This window comes from Pseudomonas sp. MWU13-2100, assembly GCF_023242365.1.
GTDB lineage: Bacteria > Pseudomonadota > Gammaproteobacteria > Pseudomonadales > Pseudomonadaceae > Aquipseudomonas.
In genome coordinates this window covers 131,159-153,004 of the sequence record NZ_JALLIX010000010.1, presented here as the reverse complement: position 1 = coordinate 153,004, position 21,846 = coordinate 131,159, and the positions used below count along the sequence as shown (strand labels likewise).

Below are 21,846 nucleotides of genomic sequence, written 5' to 3'. Positions count from 1 at the left end.
GAAAAGGAAAAGCCCGTGAGCAAAAAATTCGCCTTGACCCCGGAAGAGCGTGCCTCATTCGAAAAGAACGGTTTTATCGGCCCGTTCGATGCCTACTCGCCGGAAGAAATGAAAGAAACCTGGAGACGTACCCGCCTGCGCCTGCTCGACCGTAGCGCCGCGGCTTACCAGGACCTGGACGCCATCTCCGCCGGGACCAACATCGCCAACTATGACCGCCACCTGGATGACGAATTCCTCGCCAACCACATCTGCCGCGCGCAGATCTGCGACCGCGTCGAAAGCATCCTCGGCCCGGATGTGCTGTGCTGGCGCACCGAGTTCTTCCCCAAATACCCGGGTGACGAAGGCACCGACTGGCATCAGGCTGACACCTTTGCCAACGCTTCCGGCAAACCGCAGATCCTCTGGCCGGAAAACGAGGAGTTCGGCGGCACCATCACCGTCTGGACCGCGTTCACCGACGCCAACATCGCCAACGGTTGCCTGCAGTTCATTCCCGGCACCCAGAACAGCATGAACTACGACGAAACCAAGCGCATGAGCTACGACCCCGAAGCCAACAACAGCGAGGTGGTCAAGGACGGCGTGCGCCGCGGTTTCTTCGGCTACGACTATCGCCAACTGCAGATCGACCAGGACTGGAAGCCCGACGAGGAATCCGCCGTGCCGATGCAGATGAAGGCCGGCCAGTTCATCATTTTCTGGTCGACCCTGATGCATGCCTCCTACCCCCACAGCGGCGAAACGCAAGAGATGCGCATGGGCTTCGCCTCGCGTTATGTACCGTCGTTCGTGAAGATCTACCCGGACTCGGAGCATATCGAGGAATACGGCGGTCGCATCAGCCTGGAGAAATACGGCGCGGTGCAAGTGATCGGTGATCAGACACCGCAATACAACCGGCTCGTGACCCATACCACCCGCGGCAAGAAATTCGAAGCGGTCTGACCCACATCTGCCAGGCGACGGTTGGCTTGGCAATGTGCCTACAGGAGTTAAAATCCATGACTATTTCCACCGACGCAGCGATGCGCCTGTGCGAGACCGTGAGGATGCTTAGGCACCTTGCCATCCATCTGCCCGACCCCATGTGCCTGAGCTTTCTCGCCCCGGACAACGGCCTGCTCCCCGAGCAGGCTTCGCCCAGCGTGAGAGCCACGGAACGGGCGGTGAATGCCGCCTTTGCACGGATCGGCGTACGCACCGTGCAGTACCTGCATGGTGGTGAGGCCCAACTGTCGTCGTTCGAATTCTTTATCAGCCGGAAAATCTGCCAGGCGCTCGATTACCGCTACGATCACTTCGACAATGCCGAAGAGGCCAAGGCGTTCGGGCGATTGCTCAAACATTTCGAATTCAGCGGTGCCGTGCCGGAGGTTGAGACACTGCACCTGACCACCCGCGACAACGTTTCCCTGTCGGTGCACGCGAGCACCGACAGGGAGCGTCCGGCGATTGTCCTGGCGCTGCCCTGCGGCATGCCCTTCGACCTCTGCCGCGACTGGTTCAACGCCCTCAGCGAGCGCTTCTTCGTGGTCACCTGGGAAACCCGCGGGTTGTTCGGTTCCTGCGCGGCCTTCGATCAGGTCGCGGTGGATACCGATGCCCAGGTCGCCGACCTGATCAGCGTGATGAATCACTATGAACTGTCGACGGCGCACCTGATGGGCATCTGCGGCGGCGCGGTGATCGCCCTCAGCGCCGCCGCCGCCCTTGGCGAGCGGGTCAATTCCCTGAGCCTGTGGCACGGCGACTACAATCTGGGCGACAACAACCTGCGCACCACCCATCAGCAGAACTTCGAATGGCTGATGGAAGCCGCGGCCTATGACCGCCGCGAGGCCAGCGACCTGCAGGCGATGTTCCTCGACCAGGCGACGCTGGCCACCACGCCGGAACCGATTGCCCATGTGGTGCTCTACCCCTACGTCAACCCGGAGCTGTTCTATCGTTATGCGCGGCTGAACGATGCCTTGAACAAGACCGAACTGGCGTCACGGCTGGCGCGCATCACCGTGCCAACCCTGGTGGTCGCCGGCGATGCCGATGAAACCACCCACATCGGCGGTTCACGCTATATCGCCGCATCGATCGACGATGCCATCCTGCATGTGGAGCAGGACGGCAGCCACCTGGCGTTCTTCGCCTCCACCCACTACTCGAAACAGACCGCTTTCCGCTTCCTCGAAGAAACCCTCCAGCCGGCTGTCGCCTGACAGCCACCCACTAAAAAAGGGGGCGTATGCCCCCTACCGCTGTAAAATCGGCCCGATCACTCGGACCGCCCACGCCGATATCAAGTGTCCATGTGCTTTTCGCGATGAAACTCAAGGTAGAGCACGGTACGGTGCGCCCGCGAGGCATTGACCGCGAAGTGATCCAGGGAGCCGTCGAAGATCACCAGGTTGCCGTTGGTGCTCTGGTTGAAGCTGCCATTGACGTTGAGGTAGGCATAGTTCTGGGTGAGCGGTGCATCGATGGTCAACTGCATATGCAACAAGCCCTCTTCCCAGGTGCCGGTGTGGGAATGGGTACCGAGGAACACATTGGGTTCCATGCGCAGCAAGGCACACAGCTTGATCCCGGGAATCTGTTTCAACAGCTCGATGGTCCCCGGCATGGCGGCCTGGGCATAGGGGATCGGTGTGTCGTAGGCCACCAGGCCATACTGGGTCCACTCGGGCATGACGTCCATGTCGTCGCCCCAACCCCAGAGCCAGCCATACTCACCACCGGCCTCCATATGCGCGGCCACTTCATCGACGATCTCGGTGATCGACTTGCCGACGCGGTTGATAGTCAGGGTCGGGGCATCGAGGGCGAGAAACTCTTCACGGATCACTTCCCAGTTGTCGGCAAGGTGCTTGAGCTTGGGGAAGCGCTTGGGTTCATAAAACGACGGACGCATAGGTCCTCCTTTATCGATTGTTGTCGGCTCGGATGGCGGTGCGGCGCAGTCCTGTCGAATCCGGGACGTTGCGCGCGAGCTTGCAAAGGTTGACCCACGGGACCTGGCCTGTCTGTCACGGGAATCCGGTACAACCCATGGGGCGGCCCGTCGCACAGGGGCGCCCCGGCCGGCTGTCACAGAGCGTCGGCCCGGGTCGTGTCGCCGCTACGCAAGGGCGCCGTTTCAGCCTCTACGCCCTCCAGGCGGCGCATCGGCCCGTAGACCAGGACTGTCAGGGACAGCAGCGCAAAGAACGCCCCCGCCACCACGAACAGCATGCCCACGCCACGTCCCGCACCCACCCCGATCCAGCGCCCGATCGACTCGGCATAGGCCCCGCCAGGCAGCAGCGCCGGCTGGAACCAGTGGTCCACCAGCAGGCCACCGACAAAGATCACCAGGCTGGTGGTGGCAATGGTCAACATGCTGATCAGGGCAAACACACTGGCCCGATTGCCGGCGGGGATCTTGCGCATCCACAACGAGTTCACGCTGGCATCGGCGACACTCGCCGCGGTGATCGCGACAAAAGCCAGGGCGCAATAGGCAACCGCATGGGAGACCGCCCCCATGGCAATGACGCAGCTCGACAACAGCAGGTCGGCCACCGCCACCAGCACCATCAGGCGCCGCGGGTTGCCCATGGAGATCAGCAACCCGGCGCCCGACAGTCCGCCCAGCGCCGCCCAGGTGTAGGCCAGGCCCAGGGTCTGGCTGCCCAGGGTGGACAGCAGCAACGGCGTCATCATCAGCGTCGCCAATGACAACAGCGCGTTGCGCAGCATGGTGTAGAAGAGCAATCCGGCCATCACGTGGCTGGCGGCGAAAAACCGCAACGCGGCCGTGATGTTGTTCAGCGAACCGCGCAACACCGAGCTCTTGCCGACCGCTTCAGCGCGCCCCGGTGCCGGCCGCACATGGGAAAACGCCTTGATCACCAGCAAGGTCCCGGAACAGAAGGTGATCAGGTCCACCGCCAGGATCGGCACGAACCCGGCCCTGGCCATGATCGCCCCGGCCAGCAACGGCGCCACCAGCGCCGAGGCGTTCTTGCTGATGCCCATCAGGCCCGAGGCCCGGGTGAATTTATCCGGGGCGACAATCGAATTGACCGCCGCCTGATAGGCCGGCTTGCGGAACGCCGAGACGATCGAGGCCATGCAGTTGAAGATATACAGGTGCAGCGGCTCCAACCGGTCGAACCAGAGCAGGCCCATGACACCGAACAGCAGCAGCGCCAGGCTGACGTCGCAACAGACAATGATCAACCGATGACTGACCCGGTCGGCCAGCCCGCCGGCCAGGGGCAGGAAGATCACCGCCGGCAAGGTCGCCGCCAGCACCACATTGGCGAAGGCCACCGCCGAGCCGGTATGGGAATAGACCCAGACACCGAGGGCGAACTCCATCAGCGCCGTGCCGACGATCGCCAGGGACTCGCCACACCACAGGAAATAGAAACTTCGCCCCAGGTCGAAGGCTGGCTGACGGCGCCTGCGGCTCATGGGCGCACATCGCGAGGCGTGAACACCGCCTTCAGCCGCTGCCCCAGGCGCCAGGCCAGGGAGTAGGCCACCGCCCCCAGCACCAGCGGCGCCAGACGGGAAAACAGATAGGTTCGCAGCACCCGCCTGGCGATCGGCGAACGGATATCGCCACTGACATGCAAGGGCGTCGGGAAGGTCGCGGCAACCGTCGCGCCAAACGCGTCATCCATCGATTGCACCGCATGCCACCAGTACACCGGGATATACAGCGCATCGCCGGGCTCCACCACCGTGCGTAGCGCCTGCAGGCCACGGGTACCAGGGAAGCGCCGGGTATCGATGTCGTAGAGGTAGCCGGCCTCTTCGACGACTGGCCGCAGCGCCCGCCAGCTGTTTTCGTCCGGCGGCAGCAGAAGGACCTCCTTGGCCCCGACCACTTGAGCCATGAAGGTCTCGTCGACAACATGGAAATGCCAGTCGGTGTAGGAATTGCGATAAAGGAAACTGCGATGCGGCGGATAGTGCCGGGACTTGGACAGTTGCGGCATGAACGGCAGGCCGCCGACATCGTCCTTCATCTGCTCGATGGCCGAGCCTGCGGAAAAACGGCAACTGTCGGCCACCAGAGGGTCACTCCCGTGACCCAGCTCGTCGAGAAACTGGTGAAACGGCACCTCCCGGTAGACCGTGCCGGCATACTCGGTCAGCGCCGCCTTGACCTCGGGGTTCGACCAGCCGATGACCTCCGAGACGATCTTGGAACGCACCACCACCGGGTTGTTGCGCGAATGCGCCTTGAAGTAATCCAGGCGCTGCCATTTCTCGAACGCCGGCCAGTGACGCACGGCATTTTTCACCAGGCAGGGACGGTTGTGGTTGACATAGCGGCGGGTGAATTCCTCGCGGGAAATCGTCAACGCATCGATCACTTCGACAGGTCCCGCCTGGGGGTGATTGGGAAACCGCGACAGACTCCAGAACTTCGACTCAGGGCGATCCACTTCGGCGATCAATGACATTGTGCGACCCTCGCAAGAACACTCAGGGCCGTTGATATAACAGACTCGCGCGCGCGTTCCCAAGCGCGCCGACGGCCTCCGCGCAGGGTTGTCCCTGCTTCCCATGACAGACATCGCCCAGTGGATGCTCTAGTTTTTTCCCACGCTTTTCCTTCGTCCCGCCGACAGGCAGCTGTCCAGGCTCCTACGCGCTATTGCACTTCGAGCGGAGACGAACCCACTGATTCTGCAAACAGGTGCTCCGAAATGGATTCGTCGACCGACAAGCTGTCCGCGCAAGCCTGCGCGTCCCACGAACTGGCCTCGGTCCAGCAGGGCATCTGGCTCGATCAGATCGCACACCCGGACCTGCCCTACTACAACATCGGCATGTCCCTGGAGATCAAGGGCGAGGTCAACATCCCGCTGTTCGAAAAGGCCATCGAGATGGTCGCCAACCGCAATGACACCCTGCGCCTGAGCTTCAGCCACGAGGGCGGCATCGGTCGCCAGCGGGTCCTGCCCGAGGTCAAGGTCAAGCTGGAAGTGGTGGAGTTCTCCGAGGCCGACGACGATGCCGGGCTGGCCATGGCCTACCTGCGCGAGGCCTTCCGCCAGCCCTTCGAATCGCTGACCGGACAACTCTGGGAGGCACGCCTGGTGCGTTGCGGACCGCAGCGCCATTACTGGCTCAACCGCTACCACCACCTGGTGACCGACGGTATCGGCGTGGCCTTGATCGGCCATGCCGTGGGCGCCGCCTACAACGGCCTGCTGGCCGGTAACGAAGAGGTCGCCGAAGGCCATTCCTATCTGTCGTTCCTCGAGGAAGACCGGGCTTACCTGCAGTCCTCGCGCTACGAGCGCGACCGCCAGTTCTGGCAGGACACCTACGCGCAATTGCCACCGTCGCTGCTGCAACGCCGGGCCGACTTCAAGGCCGGTAAAGCCAACGAACTGGTGCCCAGCGAGCAGGTCCAGGCCATGCTGCCCCGGGCGCTCTACAACGCCCTGACGCGGTTCGCCAGCGAACGCAGCCTGTCGGTGGCGCATGTGCTGATCAGCGTGGTCAGCACCTATTTCTGCCGCACCGTCGGGGTCGATGAAATCGTTATCGGCATGCCGGTGCACAACCGCACCACCGCCCGCCAGAAGGCCACCGCCGGGATGTTCTCCTCGGTCAGCCCGATTCGCCTGGCGGTCGATCCCCAGGGCTCGCTGCTGGACCTGATGAACGTCGCCGGCGGACAGTTGCGCCGCTGCTATCGCCACCAGCGCTTCCCCATCGCCGAACTCAACCGCACCCTGCGCCTGGCGCAGACCGGGCGCCGGCAGTTGTTCGATGTCTCGCTGTCATTCGAAAGCCTGGACGGCGACGATCAGTTCGGCGGCACCTCGTCGCGGGTGATCACCATGGACAACGGCTACGAGCAGACGCCGATGGCGATCTTCGTCCGCGATTACCACCCGTACGAAGACGTCCACCTGGACTTCAACTTCAACACCGCCTACTACAGCCTCGAAGAAGCCCAGCGCCTGCAGCAACGCATCTTCGCGATGCTCGAAGCGGTGCCGGAGCAATATGACACGCCGGTGGCGCACTTCCCGCTGATGGCCGAGGACGAGCGCCAGCGCCTGCAGGTCGAGTTCAACGCCAGCGCCCGCGAGTATCCCCGCGATGTGCTGATCCACCAGTTGATCGAACAGCAGGCCGCCCAGCGTCCGGACGCCTGTGCGGTGCGTGGCGATGGCGGGCCGTTGCTCAGCTACGCGCAACTCAACCGCCGGGCCAACCAGCTCGCCCACCGTCTGATCGAGCTGGGTGTGAAGCCGGATACTCGGGTTGCCGTCAGCCTGCGCCGTGGCCCGGAAATGGTCGTGGCACTGTTGGGAATTCTCAAGGCCGGCGGTGCCTATGTGCCGATCGACCCGGACCTGCCCAGCGCCCGTCAGGCCTATATGCTCGGCGACAGCGCCCCACGCGCGCTACTCACCACCCAGGCGTGGGTCGACAGCCTGCCGCCGTCGAACGTGCCGGTGCTGATCCTCGACGACACCGCCGACAGCGCGCAACTGGCCGCGCAACCGGCCCACAACCCGGACTCCCAGGCCCTGGGCCTGCTGCCGACCCACCTGGCCTACGTGCTCTATACCTCGGGCTCCACCGGCACGCCGAAGGGGGTGATGAACGAACACCTCGGCGTCGTCAACCGCCTGCTCTGGGCCCGTGACGAATATGCCGTCGAAGCCGGCGACCGGGTCCTGCAAAAGACCCCGTTCGGTTTCGACGTGTCGGTCTGGGAATTCTTCCTGCCGTTGCTGACCGGCGCCGAGCTGGTCATGGCCCGCCCCGGCGGCCACCAGGAGCCGGACTATCTGGCCCAGGTGATACGCGACAACCGCATCACCCTGCTGCACTTCGTGCCGTCGATGCTCGACCTGTTTCTCGAACACCGCGCCGCCCGCGACTTCCCCGACCTGCGTCGGGTGCTGTGCAGCGGCGAAGCCCTGCCCCGTGGCCTGCAACGGCGTTTCGAACAGCAACTGCCAGGGGTCGAGCTGCATAACCTGTATGGCCCGACCGAAGCGGCGATCGACGTCACCGCCTGGCAATGCCGCCCCACCGATCCGGGCGAAAGCGTGCCGATCGGTCGACCGATTGCCAATATCCAGATGCATGTACTGGATGCCCTGGGCCAGGTGCAGCCCCTGGGCGTGGCCGGGGAGCTGCATATCGGCGGCATCGGCGTGGCTCGGGGTTACCTGAACCAGCCACAGCTGAGCGCCGAACGTTTTGTCGCCGACCCGTTTTCCAGCGATCCGCGGGCGCGCCTGTACAAGACCGGCGACCTCGGTCGCTGGCTGGCCAACGGTGCCCTGGAATACCTGGGCCGCAATGATTTCCAGGTAAAGATTCGTGGCCTGCGCATCGAGATCGGTGAAGTCGAGGCCGCGCTGGCCTTGTGCGCCGGGGTTCGCGAAGTGGTGGTGATCGCCCGCGAGGACGATCCGGGCCAAGCGGACAGCAAGCGCCTGGTCGCCTACCTGTGCGGCGAGCCGGCACCAGCCGAGCAACTGCGCGGCGAACTGCTCAAGCACCTGCCCGAGTACATGGTGCCCAGCGCCTTCGTCCATCTGGACAGCCTGCCGCTGACCGCCAACGGCAAGCTCGACCGCCGCGCCCTGCCCGCCCCCGGCCAGGATGCCCTGGCCAGCAAGGCCTACGAGGCACCGCAAGGCGACACCGAGGAGGCCATCGCCGAACTCTGGAAAACCCTGCTCGGCCTGGATCAGGTCGGCCGTCACGACGGTTTCCTCGAACTCGGCGGCCACTCGCTGCTCACCGTGCAACTGCAAGCCCGCCTGCACCAGGACCTCGGTGTCGAGATCGACCTGCGCAGCCTGTTCGGCCTGACTTCCCTGCAGAGCCTGGCCGAGTGCGTGGACCAGGCGGCCCGCTCGTCGGTCCAGACCATTGAAGCGGTGTCCCGCGACCACGACCTGCCGCTGTCCCTGGCCCAGCAACGCCTGTGGTTCCTCGACCAACTGGACCATGCCGCCAGCGTCGCCTACCACATGCCGGCGGCCCTGCGCCTGCGCGGCCAGCTCGACCGCAATGCCTTGCAGCGCGCCCTGGACCGTATCGTCGCCCGTCATGAAAGCCTGCGCACCACCTTCGAACGCCACGCCGGCGAAGTCCGCCAGCGCTTCGCCGCCGCCGATATCGGCTTTGCCCTGGGCGAGCAGGACCTGCGCCTGCTACCCGTCGAAACCCGTGAACAGGCGGTCGAACAACTGACCCAGGCCGAGGCTCTCGAAGCTTTCGACCTGAGCCAGGGCCCGCTGATTCGCGGGCAGTTGCTGCAACTGGCCGAGGACGAGCATATCCTCTTGGTCACCCAGCACCATATCGTCTCCGATGGCTGGTCCGTGGCCGTATTGATCGGCGAGTTCAACCGCCTGTACAGCGCCTTCAGCCAGGGTCTCGACGATCCGTTGCCGCCGCTGGCCCTGCAATACGCCGACTACGCGGCCTGGCAACAACAGCACCTGCAAGGCGAGCGCCTGCAAGCCCAGACCCGTTTCTGGAGCGAGCACCTCGGCGGTGCCCCTGGCCTGCTGGAACTGCCCACCGATCATCCACGGCCGCAGGTGCAAAGCTACCTTGGCGCCACCCTGGCCCTGGAACTACCGACGGGGTTGAGTGCCAAGCTGCGCCAGTTCAGCCAGCAGCAGGGCCTGACCCCGTTCATGACCCTGCTCGGGGCCTGGTCGATCCTGCTGTCGCGCCTGAGCAACCAGTCGCAAGTGGTCGTCGGTACCCCGGTCGCCAACCGCCCACGCCAGGAAACCGAGGCGCTGATCGGCTTCTTCGTCAACACCCTGGCCCTGCGCGTCGATGTCCAGGCCGACAGTCGCGTCGACCAGTTGCTGGCGCAGATCAAGGCCACTACCCTCGACGCCTACAGCCACCAAGACTTGCCGTTCGAACAGGTGGTCGAAGCCCTGCAACCGGAGCGCAGCCTCGGCCACAGCCCGTTGTTCCAGGCCATGCTGGTGCTCGGCAATACCCCCCGTGACCAGGCCCTGGCCCTGCCCGGCCTGGAACTGACGCCGCTGCCCCAGGTCAGCGGCACCACCCAGTTCGACCTGAGCCTGTCGCTCAATGACGACGGTGAAAGCATCCGCGGTCAGTTCGAGTACGCCACCGATCTGTTCGACGCCAGCACCATCGCCCGCTGGAGCCGTCACCTGCTGCACCTGCTCGATGCCCTGCTCGAAGATGCCACGCAACCGCTGGCAAGCCTGCCATTGCTGGACAACCAGCAACGCCGCGAGCTGCTCGGCAATTTCAACCCGGCCCTGGTGCCATTCCCCGAAGGCCTGCTGTTGCAGGAAGTCTTCGAACAGCAGGTCAAGGCACGCCCCGAGGCCATTGCCGTACAGGCCGAAGGCATCGCCCTCAGCTATGCCGAACTCAACGCCCGGGCCAACCGTATCGCCCATCGCCTGATCGCCGCCGGCCTGAACCCCGACGAACGCGTGGCCCTGCTGGTGGAACGCAGCCCGGAAATGATCGTCGGCATCCTCGCCATCCTCAAGGCCGGCGGCGCCTACGTGCCGCTCGACCCGAACTACCCGCAGGACCGCCTGCAACATATGCTCGACGACAGTTCGCCACGGGTCCTGCTGAGTCAGGGCAACCTGGTCGAACAACTGCCGCCGCTGTCACTCACCCATTTGCGCCTGGAAGACAGCCCGGGCAACGACGCCAACCCACGGGTCAGCGGCCTGACTTCACGGCACCTGGCGTATGTGATGTACACCTCCGGTTCCACCGGCAAGCCGAAAGGCGTGATGCTCGAACACCGTTCGGTGTGCAACCAGATCGGCGCCCTGCAAGAGCGCTATGGCCTCAATCCGCGGGACCGCATCCTGCAATTCGCCACCATGACCTTCGATATGTCGGTGGAAGAGATCTTCGGCGCACTCCTGTCCGGCGCCACCCTGGTGCTGCGCAGCGATGCCTGGATCGCCGGCACCGCCGCCTTTGCCGCCCTGTGCGAGCAGTACGCGATCAGCGTGGCCAACCTGCCGACGGTGTTCTGGCAACAGGTGAGCCGCGACGCCGATGTGCCGCTGCCGACCTCGCTGCGTCAATTCATGATCGGCGGCGAAGCCGTGGGCAAGCAGGCCGTGGCCCAGTGGTTCGCCCGCGAGGGCCACCGCCCGGCGCTGTTCAACGCCTATGGTCCGACCGAAGCCACGGTCAACGCCTCGATCCGCCTGATGGAACCTGACAACGAGGATTTCCGCTCCATCGGCACGCCGGTGCGCAACACCCAGTTGCATGTGCTGGATGCCGCCGGCCACCTGGCGCCCCTGGGCGTGGCCGGGGAACTGCATATCGGTGGTGTCGGCGTGGCCCGTGGCTACCTCAACCGCGCCGAACTGAGTGCCGAACGCTTTATCGCCGACCCGTTCACCACCGACCCGGACGCCCGCCTTTACAAGACCGGCGACCTCGGCCGCTGGCGTGCGGACGGCACCCTGGAATACCTGGGGCGTAACGACGACCAGGTGAAGATCCGTGGTTTCCGTGTCGAACTCGGCGAAATCGAGGCCGTGCTCGCCGCCTGTGCCGGTGTCCGCGAAGCCGTGGTGGTGGCCCGCGAAAGCAAGCCCGGCCAGTCCGACAGCAAACGCCTGATCGCCTACCTGTGCGGTGAGCCGGTGCCGGTCGAGCAACTGCGCGCTGCCTTGCTGGAAGCGCTGCCGGATTACATGGTGCCGAGTGCCTATGTGCACCTGGAAGCCATGCCCCTGACCCCCAACGGCAAGCTGGACCGCCTGTCCCTGCCCGCACCGGGCCAGGACGCCTTTGTCAGCCGTGCCTACGAGGCACCGCGCGGCGAGATCGAGCAGATTGTCGCCGGTATCTGGCAAGACCTGCTGGGCATCGAGCAGGTCGGCCGGCATGACCGTTTCTTCGAACTCGGCGGCCACTCGCTGCTGGCCGTCAGCCTGATCGACCGCCTGCGTCAGCACGGCCTCAACGCCAGCGTGCGCACCGTGTTCACCGCCCCCAGCGTGCGGGAAATGGCCCAGGCCATCAGCCGCGACGGCCAGACGCTGTTCCAGGCCCCGGCCAACCGCATCCCGGCCGACTGCACCCGGCTGACCGCGGATATGTTGCCGCTGGTGGAGCTGAGCGCCGCCCAGCTGGAACGGATCGTCGCCGCCGTTCCCGGCGGTGCCGCCAATATCCAGGACATCTACCCGCTGGCGCCGCTGCAGCAAGGCATCCTTTTCCACCATCTGTTGGGGCACGAAGGCGACGCCTACCTGGTGCGCTCGTTGATCGAGTTCGATGATCGCCAGCGCCTCGATAGTTTTGTCGACGCCTTGCAAGCGGTGATCGACCGCCATGACATCCTGCGCAGCGCGGTGCACTGGGTCGGCCAGCCACAAGCGGTGCAGGTGGTCCATCGCCGCGCCCAACTGCCGGTCCAGACCCTGACCCTGACGCCGGATGAAGACCCGCGCAGCCAGCTGGAACGCCTGAGCGATCCACGCCACCTGCGCCTGGACCTGCAACAGGCACCGCTGATGCGCGCCTGCATCGCCCGTGATCCGCACTCCGAGCGTTGGCTGCTGACCCTGCTCGACCACCATATGATCAGCGACCACGTGTCCCTGGGGATCGTGCTCGAGGAAATCCGCGCCCTGATGCAGGGCCAGGCGGCCGAGCTGCCGGCTCCGCAACCCTATCGCGAATTTGTCGCGCAGATCCTCGCCACGCCGGCCGAGGTCCACGAAGCCTACTTCAGCCGTCGCCTGGCCACTGTCGATGAGCCTACCGCGCCCTTTGGCGTGCTGGATGTCCAGGGCGACGGTGCCCGGGTCACGGAAACCAGCGTGCGCCTCGATCCGGCCCTGAGCCGCAAGGTCCGCGCCCGCGCGCAGGCCGCCGGGGTCACGCCGGCGGTGTTGTTCCATATAGCCTGGGCCCAGGTGCTCGGACGCTGCACCGACCGCGACGACGTGGTGTTCGGCAGCGTGGTCGCCGGGCGTCTGCAAGGTTCGGCCGGAGCGGATCGCGCCCTCGGAGTGTTTATCAATACCTTGCCGGTGCGGGTGCAACTGGCCCGGTTCGGCGTTGCCGCTCTGGTCGACGAAACCTATCGCGACCTCAGTGAAATGCTGGTCCACGAACAGGCCTCCCTGGCCCTGGCCCAACGGTGCAGCGGCGTAGCCGCGGGCCTGCCGTTGTTCACCAGCCTGTTCAACTACCGTCATTCGAGCGATGGCGGTTCCCTGGCCAACCAGGACCAGGTACTGGCCTGGGACGGCGTGCGTTTCCTGAGCAACGAAGCACGCACCAACTACCCGATCGAAGTGGCGGTGGCGGATGAGGGTGTCGATTTCTCCCTGACCGCCCAGGCCATCGAAGGCATCGATCCGCGGCGTATCACCGCCTATCTGGGCCAGGCCGTTGCCGAATTGGTCGAGGCGCTTGAGCAAGACCCGGGGCGTCCGGCCAGTAGCCTGCAAGTGCTGCCCGAAGCCGAGCGGCAATTGCTGCTCAACCGCTTCAACAACACCGCCACCGGGTTTGCTCCGGCAGAGCCGATCCACGCCTTGTTCGAAACCCAGGTTCGCGCCAATCCCGAGGCTATCGCCCTGGTCTGCGAAGACCGCCAACTGAGCTATCGCCAGCTCAACCGTCGCGCCAACCATCTGGCCCGGCAACTGCTGGCCCTCGGCGTGCAACCGGATGAGCGCGTGGCCATCTGCGCCGAGCGCAGCCTGGACATGATTGTCGGGTTGCTCGGCGTACTCAAGGCCGGTGCCGCCTATGTGCCGATCGACCCGGCGCATCCCGCCGAGCGCATGGCCTTCATGCTGCGGGACAGCCAACCACGAGCCTTGTTGACTCAGACCGCACTCACCCTGCCGGCTGGCGACACGCCGCTGTTGCTGCTCGACACCGCCGAATCACTGCGTGCCGCAGACGACGACGCTTTCGATAACAACCCGACAGTCCCGGGACTGACAGCGGAAAACCTGGCCTATGTGATCTACACCTCCGGCTCCACCGGCCAGTCCAAGGGCGTGATGGTCGAACACCGTTCGGTGTTCAACTTCTGGAACGTGCTGACCCGCACCACCCACCAGCATTGCCCGACACCAGCCACCGTGGCCCTCAACGCCGGTTTCTTTTTCGACATGTCGATCAAGGGCATCTCGCAGCTGTTTTCCGGGCACAAGCTGGTGATCATCCCGCAACTGATCCGTGCCAGCGGCAGCGAACTGCTGGACTTCCTCGAAGCCCATCAGGTGCATGCCTTCGACTCCACTCCATCGCAGCTCGATACCCTGCTCTGCGCCGGCCTGCTGGAACGCCGCAGCTACCAGCCGATCAGCGTGCTGCTGGGCGGTGAAGCGATCAATGCCAGCACCTGGGAGAAGCTGCGCAACTGCCCGACCATTCACTTCTACAACATGTACGGCCCGACCGAATGCACGGTCGACGCCACCATCGACCTGATCCGCGATCTCGGCGAGAAACCGAGCATCGGCCGGCCGATCGCCAATGTCCAGGTGCATGTCCTCGATGTCCGTGGCGAACCGGCACCGTTGGGCGTGGCCGGGGAAATCCATATCGGCGGTGCCGGTGTGGCCCGTGGTTACCTCAATCGCGACGAGCTGAGTGCCGAACGCTTTATCGTCGACCGCTTCTCTCAAGTCGCAAACGCGCGCCTGTACAAGACCGGCGACCTTGGCCGCTGGCTGGCCGACGGCACCCTGGAGTACCTGGGCCGTAACGACTTCCAGGTGAAGATCCGTGGTTTCCGGATCGAACTGGGTGAAATCGAAAATGTGCTGCTGGGCTGTGCCGGCGTCAGCGAGGCCGTGGTCACCGCCCGGGAAGACCAGCGCCTGGTAGCGTACCTGTGCGGCGAACCGGCCTCTGCCGAACAGCTGCGCGGCGAACTGCTCAAGCACCTGCCCGAGTACATGGTGCCCAGCGCCTTCGTCCATCTGGACAGCCTGCCGCTGACCGCCAACGGCAAGCTTGACCGCCGCGCCCTGCCCGCCCCGGGCCAGGACGCCCTGGCCAGCAAGGTCTACGAGGCGCCGCAAGGCGATACCGAAGTGGCCATCGCCGAACTCTGGAAAACCCTGCTCGGCCTGGATCAGGTCGGCCGTCACGACGGCTTCCTTGAACTCGGCGGTCACTCGCTGCTCACCGTGCAACTGCAAGCCCGCCTGCACCAGGACCTCGGTGTCGAGATCGACCTGCGCAGCCTGTTCGGCCTGACGTCCCTGCAGAGCCTGGCCAAGTGCGTGGACCAGGCGGCCCAGTCGCGGGTCCAGCCGATTGAAGCGGTGCCACGCGACCACGACCTGCCACTGTCCCTGGCCCAGCAACGCCTGTGGTTCCTCGATCAACTGGACCATGCCGCCAGCGTCGCCTATCACATGCCGGCGGCCCTGCGCCTGCGCGGCCAGCTCGACCGCAACGCCCTGCAACGGGCCCTCGACCGTATAGTCGGCCGCCACGAAGGCCTGCGTACCACCTTCGAGCGCCGCGACGGTGAAGTCCGCCAACACTTCGCCGCTGCCGATATCGGCTTTACCCTGGTCGAGCACGACCTGCGCGCCCTGGCTGGCGAGGCACAGCAACAGCAGGTCGAGCAACTGGGCCAGGCCGAGACCCACGCGCCTTTCGATCTGAGCGTGGGCCCGCTGGTGCGTGGACGCCTGCTGCAACTGGCCGAGGACGAGCATATCCTGCTGGTCACCCAGCACCATATCGTCTCCGATGGCTGGTCCGTGGCGGTGCTGATCGGCGAGTTCAACCGCCTGTACAGCGCCTTCAGCCAGGGTCTCGACGATCCGTTGCCGCCGCTGGCCCTGCAATACGCCGACTACGCGGCCTGGCAACAACAGCACCTGCAAGGCGAGCGCCTGCAAGCCCAGACCCGTTTCTGGAGCAAGCACCTCGGCGGTGCGCCGGGCCTGCTGGAACTGCCCACCGATCATCCGCGGCCGCAGGTACAAAGCTACCTCGGCGCCACCCTGGCCCTGGAACTGCCGGCGAGTTTGAGTGCCAAGCTGCGCCGGTTCAGCCAGCAGCAGGGCCTGACCCCGTTCATGATCCTGCTGGCGGCCTGGTCGATCCTGCTGTCGCGCCTGAGCAACCAGGCGCAAGTGGTGGTCGGCACCCCGGTCGCCAACCGCCCGCGCCAGGAAACCGAGGCGTTGATCGGTTTCTTCGTCAACACCCTGGCCCTGCGCGTCGATGTCCAGGCCGGCAGCCGCGTCGACCAGTTGCTGGCGCAGATCAAGGCCACCACCCTCGACGCCTACAGCCATCAAGACCTGCCTTTCGAACAGGTGGTCGAAGCCCTGCAACCGGAGCGCAGCCTCGGCCATAGCCCGTTGTTCCAGGCCATGCTGGTGCTCGGCAATACCCCTCGCGACCAGGTGCTGGCCCTGCCCGGCCTGGAACTGACCCCGCTGCCCCAGGCCACCGGCACCACCCAGTTCGACCTGAGCCTGTCGCTCAATGACGACGGTGAAAGCATCCGTGGCCAGTTCGAGTACGCCACCGATCTGTTCGACGAAAGCACCATCGCGCGCTGGAGCCGTCACCTGCTGCACCTGCTCGATGCCCTGCTCGAAGACGCCACGCAACCGCTGGCAAGCCTGCCATGGCTCGATGCAGAACAGCGCGAGCAACTGCTGACGACCTTCAACCCGCCACAAGCCACCCTGGACGAACAGCCGCAGCGTTTGCCCCAGCGGGTCTTCGAAGCCCGGGCGGCGCTCACTCCGCACGCCGTGGCGCTGGTCTGCGCCGGACAGAGCCTCGATTACGCCGAGCTCAATGCCCGGGCCAACCGTATCGCTCATCGTCTGATCGCCCTCGGCGTGCGGCCTGACGACACCGTCGGCCTCTGTGCCCGGCGCAGCCCGGAAATGGTCATTGGCCTGCTCGGCATCCTCAAGGCCGGTGCCGCCTACGTACCACTGGACCCGCAATACCCGGCGCAACGCCTGGCGCATATGCTCGCCGACAGCGCGCCACGGGCCCTGGTGCTCCAGCAAGGGCTGGATGAACTGCCATTACCCGAGGGCCTGGCGATCCTTGAACTGAACGACCCGACGCTGCTCGACGTGGCGGCTCACAACCCGCAAGTAGCAGAGCTGAACTTCGGCCACCTGGCCTATGTGATCTATACCTCGGGCTCCACCGGCTTGCCCAAGGGCGTGATGGTGGAACATCGCGGCCTGCGCAACCTGCTCGACTGGTACCTCGAGGACCTGGCGCTGCATGCCGGGGACGCGGTGCTGCTGGCCTCCTCCTACAACTTCGACCTGACCCAGAAGAACATTCTCGCGCCGCTGATGGTCGGCGCGGCGCTGCACCTGGCCGAAGAACCGTTCAACCCCACGGCCATCGTCGCGCAGATCGCCGAGGCCGGCGTCACTCACATCAACCTGTCGCCGAGTGCCTTCCACGCCCTGGTGGACGCTGACCCGGAGCAGGCCCTGGCCTGCCTGAAACGCGTGGTCCTGGGGGGCGAGCCGATTCAGATCGCCATGCTGGAAAAACTCGCCCAGCCACGCCCGGCGGTGATCAACAGCTACGGTCCCACCGAGTGCAGCGACGTGGTCGCCTGGCACACGGCGGACACGGACCTGGCGACCTACCAGGAGCGCTCGATCCCGATTGGCCGGCCGATCCGCAATATGCAACTGCATGTGCTCGACAGCCACGGGCAATTGCTGCCGGTGGGGGTACGTGGCGAGATCCATATCGGCGGGGTCGGCGTTGCCCGTGGTTATCTGAATCTGCCGCAACTGAGTGCCGAGCGTTTTATCCGCGACCCGTTCTCCACGCAGGCCAATGCCCGCCTGTACAAGACCGGTGATATCGGTCGCTGGCTGCCCGACGGCAGCCTGGAATACCTCGGACGCAATGACGACCAGGTGAAAATCCGTGGCCTGCGCGTCGAACTGGGGGAAATCGAAGCGGCCCTCGCCGCCCTGCCGGGGGTGCGCGAAGCGGCGGTGATCGCCCGCGAACAGCAGGCCGGACAAGCCGACAGCAAGCGCCTGGTCGCCTACCTGTGCGGCGAACCGGCCAGCGCCGAGCAGTTGCGCGCCGAACTGCTGAGCCACCTGCCCAGCCATATGGTGCCGAGTGCCTTCGTGGTACTGGATGCCCTGCCCCTGACCGCCAACGGCAAGCTCGACCGTCGGGCCCTGCCGGAGCCGGGCCAGGACGCCTACGCCAGCCGCACCTACGAGGCCCCACAAGGCCCCGTGGAACAAGCTATCGCCAAGATCTGGGAGCAATTGCTCGGGCTCGAGCGCGTCGGTCGCCATGACGGTTTCTTCGAACTCGGCGGCCATTCGCTGATGGCGGTCAGCCTGATCGAGCGCCTGCGCGAACAAGGCCTGAACGCCGATGTCCGGCGGGTCTTCAGTGCCCCGAGCCTGCGCGAGCTGGCCCTGGCCGTGAGCCAGTCCAGTGAAGCGCTGTTCCAGGCACCGGCCAACCGGATTCCGCCCGATTGCACCCAACTGACCCCAGACATGCTGTCGCTGGTGGCACTGAATGCCACGCAGTTGGAGCGGATCGTCGCCGCCGTTCCCGGCGGGGCCGCCAATATCCAGGACATCTACCCGCTGGCACCGCTGCAGGAAGGCATTCTCTTCCATCACCTGCTCGGCCATGAAGGTGACGCCTACCTGGTGCGCTCGATGCTCGAGTTCGACGACCGCCAGCACCTGGACGCCTTTATCGCTGCCCTGCAGCAGGTGATCGAACGGCACGACATCCTGCGCACGGCCGTGCACTGGGACGGCCTGCCCCAGGCGGTGCAAGTGGTGCAACGTCACGCCCGCCTGCCGGTACACAGTGTCACCCTCGACAGCGACAAGGACCCGCTGGAGCAGTTGCGCAACCTCAACGATCCACGACAACTGCGCCTGGATCTGCGCCAGGCGCCGCTGATGCGCGCCTGCATCGCTCGCGACCCGCACTCCGGACGCTGGTTGCTGGCGCTGCTCAACCACCATATGGCCAGCGACCATGTGACCCTGGAAATCGTCCTGGAAGAAATCCACGCGATTCTCCACGGCCAGGGCGACAGCCTGCCGGCGCCGCAACCCTATCGCGACTTTATCGCCCAGACCCAGGCCACCCCGGCCGAAGTCCATGAAGCCTACTTCCGCCGCCGCCTGGCCGATGTCGATGCGCCTACCGCGCCGTTCGAGCTGCTGGAAGTCCAGGGCGACGGCAACCACATCGAAGAAGCCGAGGCGCAACTGAGCCGCGAACTCAGCCGGCGTATCCGGGCCCAGGCCCGCGAGCGCGGGATGACCCCGGCGGTGCTGTTCCATGTGGCCTGGGCCCAGGTCCTGGCCCGCTGCACCGGCCGTGACGACGTGGTCTTCGGCACCGTGGTCGCCGGCCGCCTGCAAGGTTCGGCGGGTGCCGAACGGGCCCTCGGGGTGTTTATCAATACCCTGCCGGTGCGGGTGCAACTGGCGGCGCAAGGTGCCCACGAACTGGTCCTGGCGACCCACCGCGACCTCGGCGAACTGCTCGCCCACGAACAGGCCTCCCTGGCCCTGGCCCAGCGTTGCAGTGGCGTGGCCAAGGCCCTGCCGCTATTCACCAGCCTCCTCAACTACCGCCACCAGAGCGATGACAGCCAGTTGCAATGGCCGGGCATGCGCATGCTCGACAGCGCCGAACGGACCAACTACCCGCTGACCCTGTCGGTCAACGATTACGGCGACGACCTCGGGTTGTTGGTGCAAAGCGTGCGGCCGGTGGACCCGCAACGCCTCTGCGCCCTGATGCAGCGTGCCTTGGAGCAACTGACCCAGGCGCTGATGTACACACCGAAAATCCTCCTCACGCAACTGGATGTGCTGCCGCCCGCAGAACGCACCCTGTTGCTGGAAACCTTCAACCAGAACCGCCTGGACTACCCGACAGACGCCTGCATCCAGCGGTTGTTCGAAGAACAGGTGCGCTGGACACCGGAGGCCATCGCCCTGGTCGATGCCCGGGGCAGCCTCGACTACGCCGGGCTCAACGCCCGCGCCAACCACCTAGCCCAACAGCTGATCGCGGCCGGCACCCGGCCGGGAGACCTGATCGCCGTCTGTGTCGAACGCGGTGCGGCGATGATCGTCAGCATTCTCGCCATCCTCAAGGCCGGCGCCGCCTATGTGCCGCTGGACCCGACCTACCCGGCAGAACGTCTGGCCGCGATTGTCGAGGATGCCCAACCGCGCTTGCTGCTGGCCGATCCGGTCGGACGCGCGGCGGTGGGCGAACTGAGCGGCACGACCCGCTACCTGGCACTCGAACAGGCCGATACGCTGACGCCGGCACCCGATCTGGAGAATCCACAGTTCGCCGCCGACGCCCTGACCTCGGCGCACCTGGCCTATGTAATCTACACCTCCGGTTCCACCGGCAAGCCCAAGGGCGTGATGATCGAGCACCGCAACCTGGTGGCCTCGACCCTGGCCCGCTGCGCGGTCTACGCACCGAACGAAGGCCGACGCTTCCTGCTGCTCTCCTCGATTGCCTTCGACAGCTCGGTCGCGGGGATCTTCGGCACCCTGGTCAGCGGCGGCACCTTGTGCATCCCGGATGCCGAGACCGCCCGCGATCCCGAAGCCATCGCCCACTTCATCGATGCCCAGGCGATTACCACCCTGCTCTGCGTGCCGTCCCTGGGCCGCCTGGTGCTGGGCAGCCTGACCAATGGCAAGGGACACGCCAGCCTGCGCGAGATGATTGTCGCCGGCGAAGCCTGCCCGCCACTGTTGGCGCAGGAATGCGCCAGCTTCGAACCGGCCATCAGCCTGTACAACGAATACGGTCCCACCGAAGGCACGGTCTGGGCCACGGTGCACCGCTGCGGCGGTGATGAACAGGGCACGGTGCCGATCGGCCGGGGCATCCCCAACACCCGCCTGTACCTGCTCGATCCGCAGGGCCAGCCGGTGCCCCTGGGCGTTTCCGGTGAGCTGTACATCGGCGGCGAAGGGATTGCCCGTGGCTACCTGAACCGGCCGCAGTTGAACGCCGAGCACTTCCTCGCCGACCCGTTCGGCCTCGGCGACGAGGCACGGATGTACCGTACCGGCGACCTGGTGCGGATGCGCGCCGACGGCGTGCTCGAGTTCCTCGGGCGCAACGACCAGCAGGTGAAGATCCGCGGCTTCCGTATCGAGCCCGGTGAGATCGAAGCGCTGATGCTGACCCTGCCGGGGGTACGCGAGGCGGCGGTGATCGCTCGCGAAGATGTTCCGGGTAGCACCCGCCTGGTGGCCTACCTGAGCGTCGAGCCGCACCTGGCCGGGCGCAACGCCAGCCAGACCCTGCGGCCGTACCTCAGCTCGCAACTGCCGGACTACATGGTGCCGTCGGCTTTCGTGCTGGTCGAGCAACTGCCGCTGAGCCCCAACGGCAAGCTCGACCGTCGCGCCCTGCCGGCCCCGGCGGCCGAGGACTTCGCCCACCGCGAGTACGAAGCGCCGAACGATGAGACCGAAACCCTGCTGGCGGCGATCTGGGCCGACCTGCTGGGCCTGGAACGCATCGGCCGGCATGACGACTTCTTCGAACTCGGCGGGCATTCGCTGCTGGCGGTGCAGGTCACCCTCCGGGCCCGCGAGACCTTCGGTGTCGAAGTGCCCCTGAGGGGCCTGTTCGAACACCCGTCGCTGCAGGCCCTGGCCGACCTGATCACCACCCTGCAGCTGGCGCAGTACGAGTCGGACGAACTGCTGGACCTGCAACAAGAAATGGCTTCGCTGTCTGAAAGCGAACTGCTCGCTATCGTCTCCAAGGATGCTTGAT

6 protein-coding genes are annotated in these 21,846 nt (G+C 65.5%); 3 read left to right on the top strand and 3 right to left on the bottom strand.

Annotation, left to right across the window (positions count from 1 at the left end; translation table 11 throughout):
* Positions 1-15 precede the first annotated feature (15 nt).
* A complete protein-coding gene (syrB2, locus tag M5B99_RS09850; RefSeq protein ID WP_248803850.1) occupies positions 16-951 on the top strand; it encodes a syringomycin E biosynthesis L-threonyl-[L-threonyl-carrier protein] 4-chlorinase SyrB2 in 936 nt (311 codons plus the stop codon).
* A 56-nt stretch (positions 952-1,007) separates the two neighbouring features.
* Complete coding sequence (gene syrC, locus M5B99_RS09845) at positions 1,008-2,219, top strand: syringomycin E biosynthesis aminoacyltransferase SyrC (protein WP_248803849.1); 1,212 nt, start codon at positions 1,008-1,010, stop codon at positions 2,217-2,219.
* 80 nt (positions 2,220-2,299) lie between these two features.
* Here the strand turns inward: syrC and M5B99_RS09840 are convergent, their stop codons facing one another.
* The 3 genes from M5B99_RS09840 to M5B99_RS09830 all read right to left on the bottom strand — a co-directional run bounded on the left by M5B99_RS09840 (position 2,300) and on the right by M5B99_RS09830 (position 5,459).
* Complete coding sequence (locus M5B99_RS09840) at positions 2,300-2,911, bottom strand: aspartyl/asparaginyl beta-hydroxylase domain-containing protein (RefSeq protein WP_248800886.1); 612 nt, start codon at positions 2,909-2,911, stop codon at positions 2,300-2,302.
* Between the two features lie 176 nt (positions 2,912-3,087).
* Entirely contained in the window at positions 3,088-4,458 is a 1,371-nt protein-coding gene (locus M5B99_RS09835) for an MFS transporter (RefSeq protein ID WP_248803848.1), read from the bottom strand.
* Entirely contained in the window at positions 4,455-5,459 is a 1,005-nt protein-coding gene (locus M5B99_RS09830; RefSeq protein ID WP_248803847.1) for a cupin-like domain-containing protein, read from the bottom strand. The genes M5B99_RS09835 and M5B99_RS09830 overlap by 4 nt, the downstream gene beginning before the upstream one ends.
* Positions 5,460-5,705: 246 nt before the next feature.
* Between M5B99_RS09830 and M5B99_RS09825 the strand changes: the two genes are divergently transcribed.
* Positions 5,706-21,845: a non-ribosomal peptide synthetase gene (locus M5B99_RS09825; RefSeq protein WP_248803846.1), complete on the top strand. Its 16,140-nt coding sequence runs from the start codon at positions 5,706-5,708 to the stop codon at positions 21,843-21,845.
* Position 21,846: the final 1 nt, after the last annotated feature.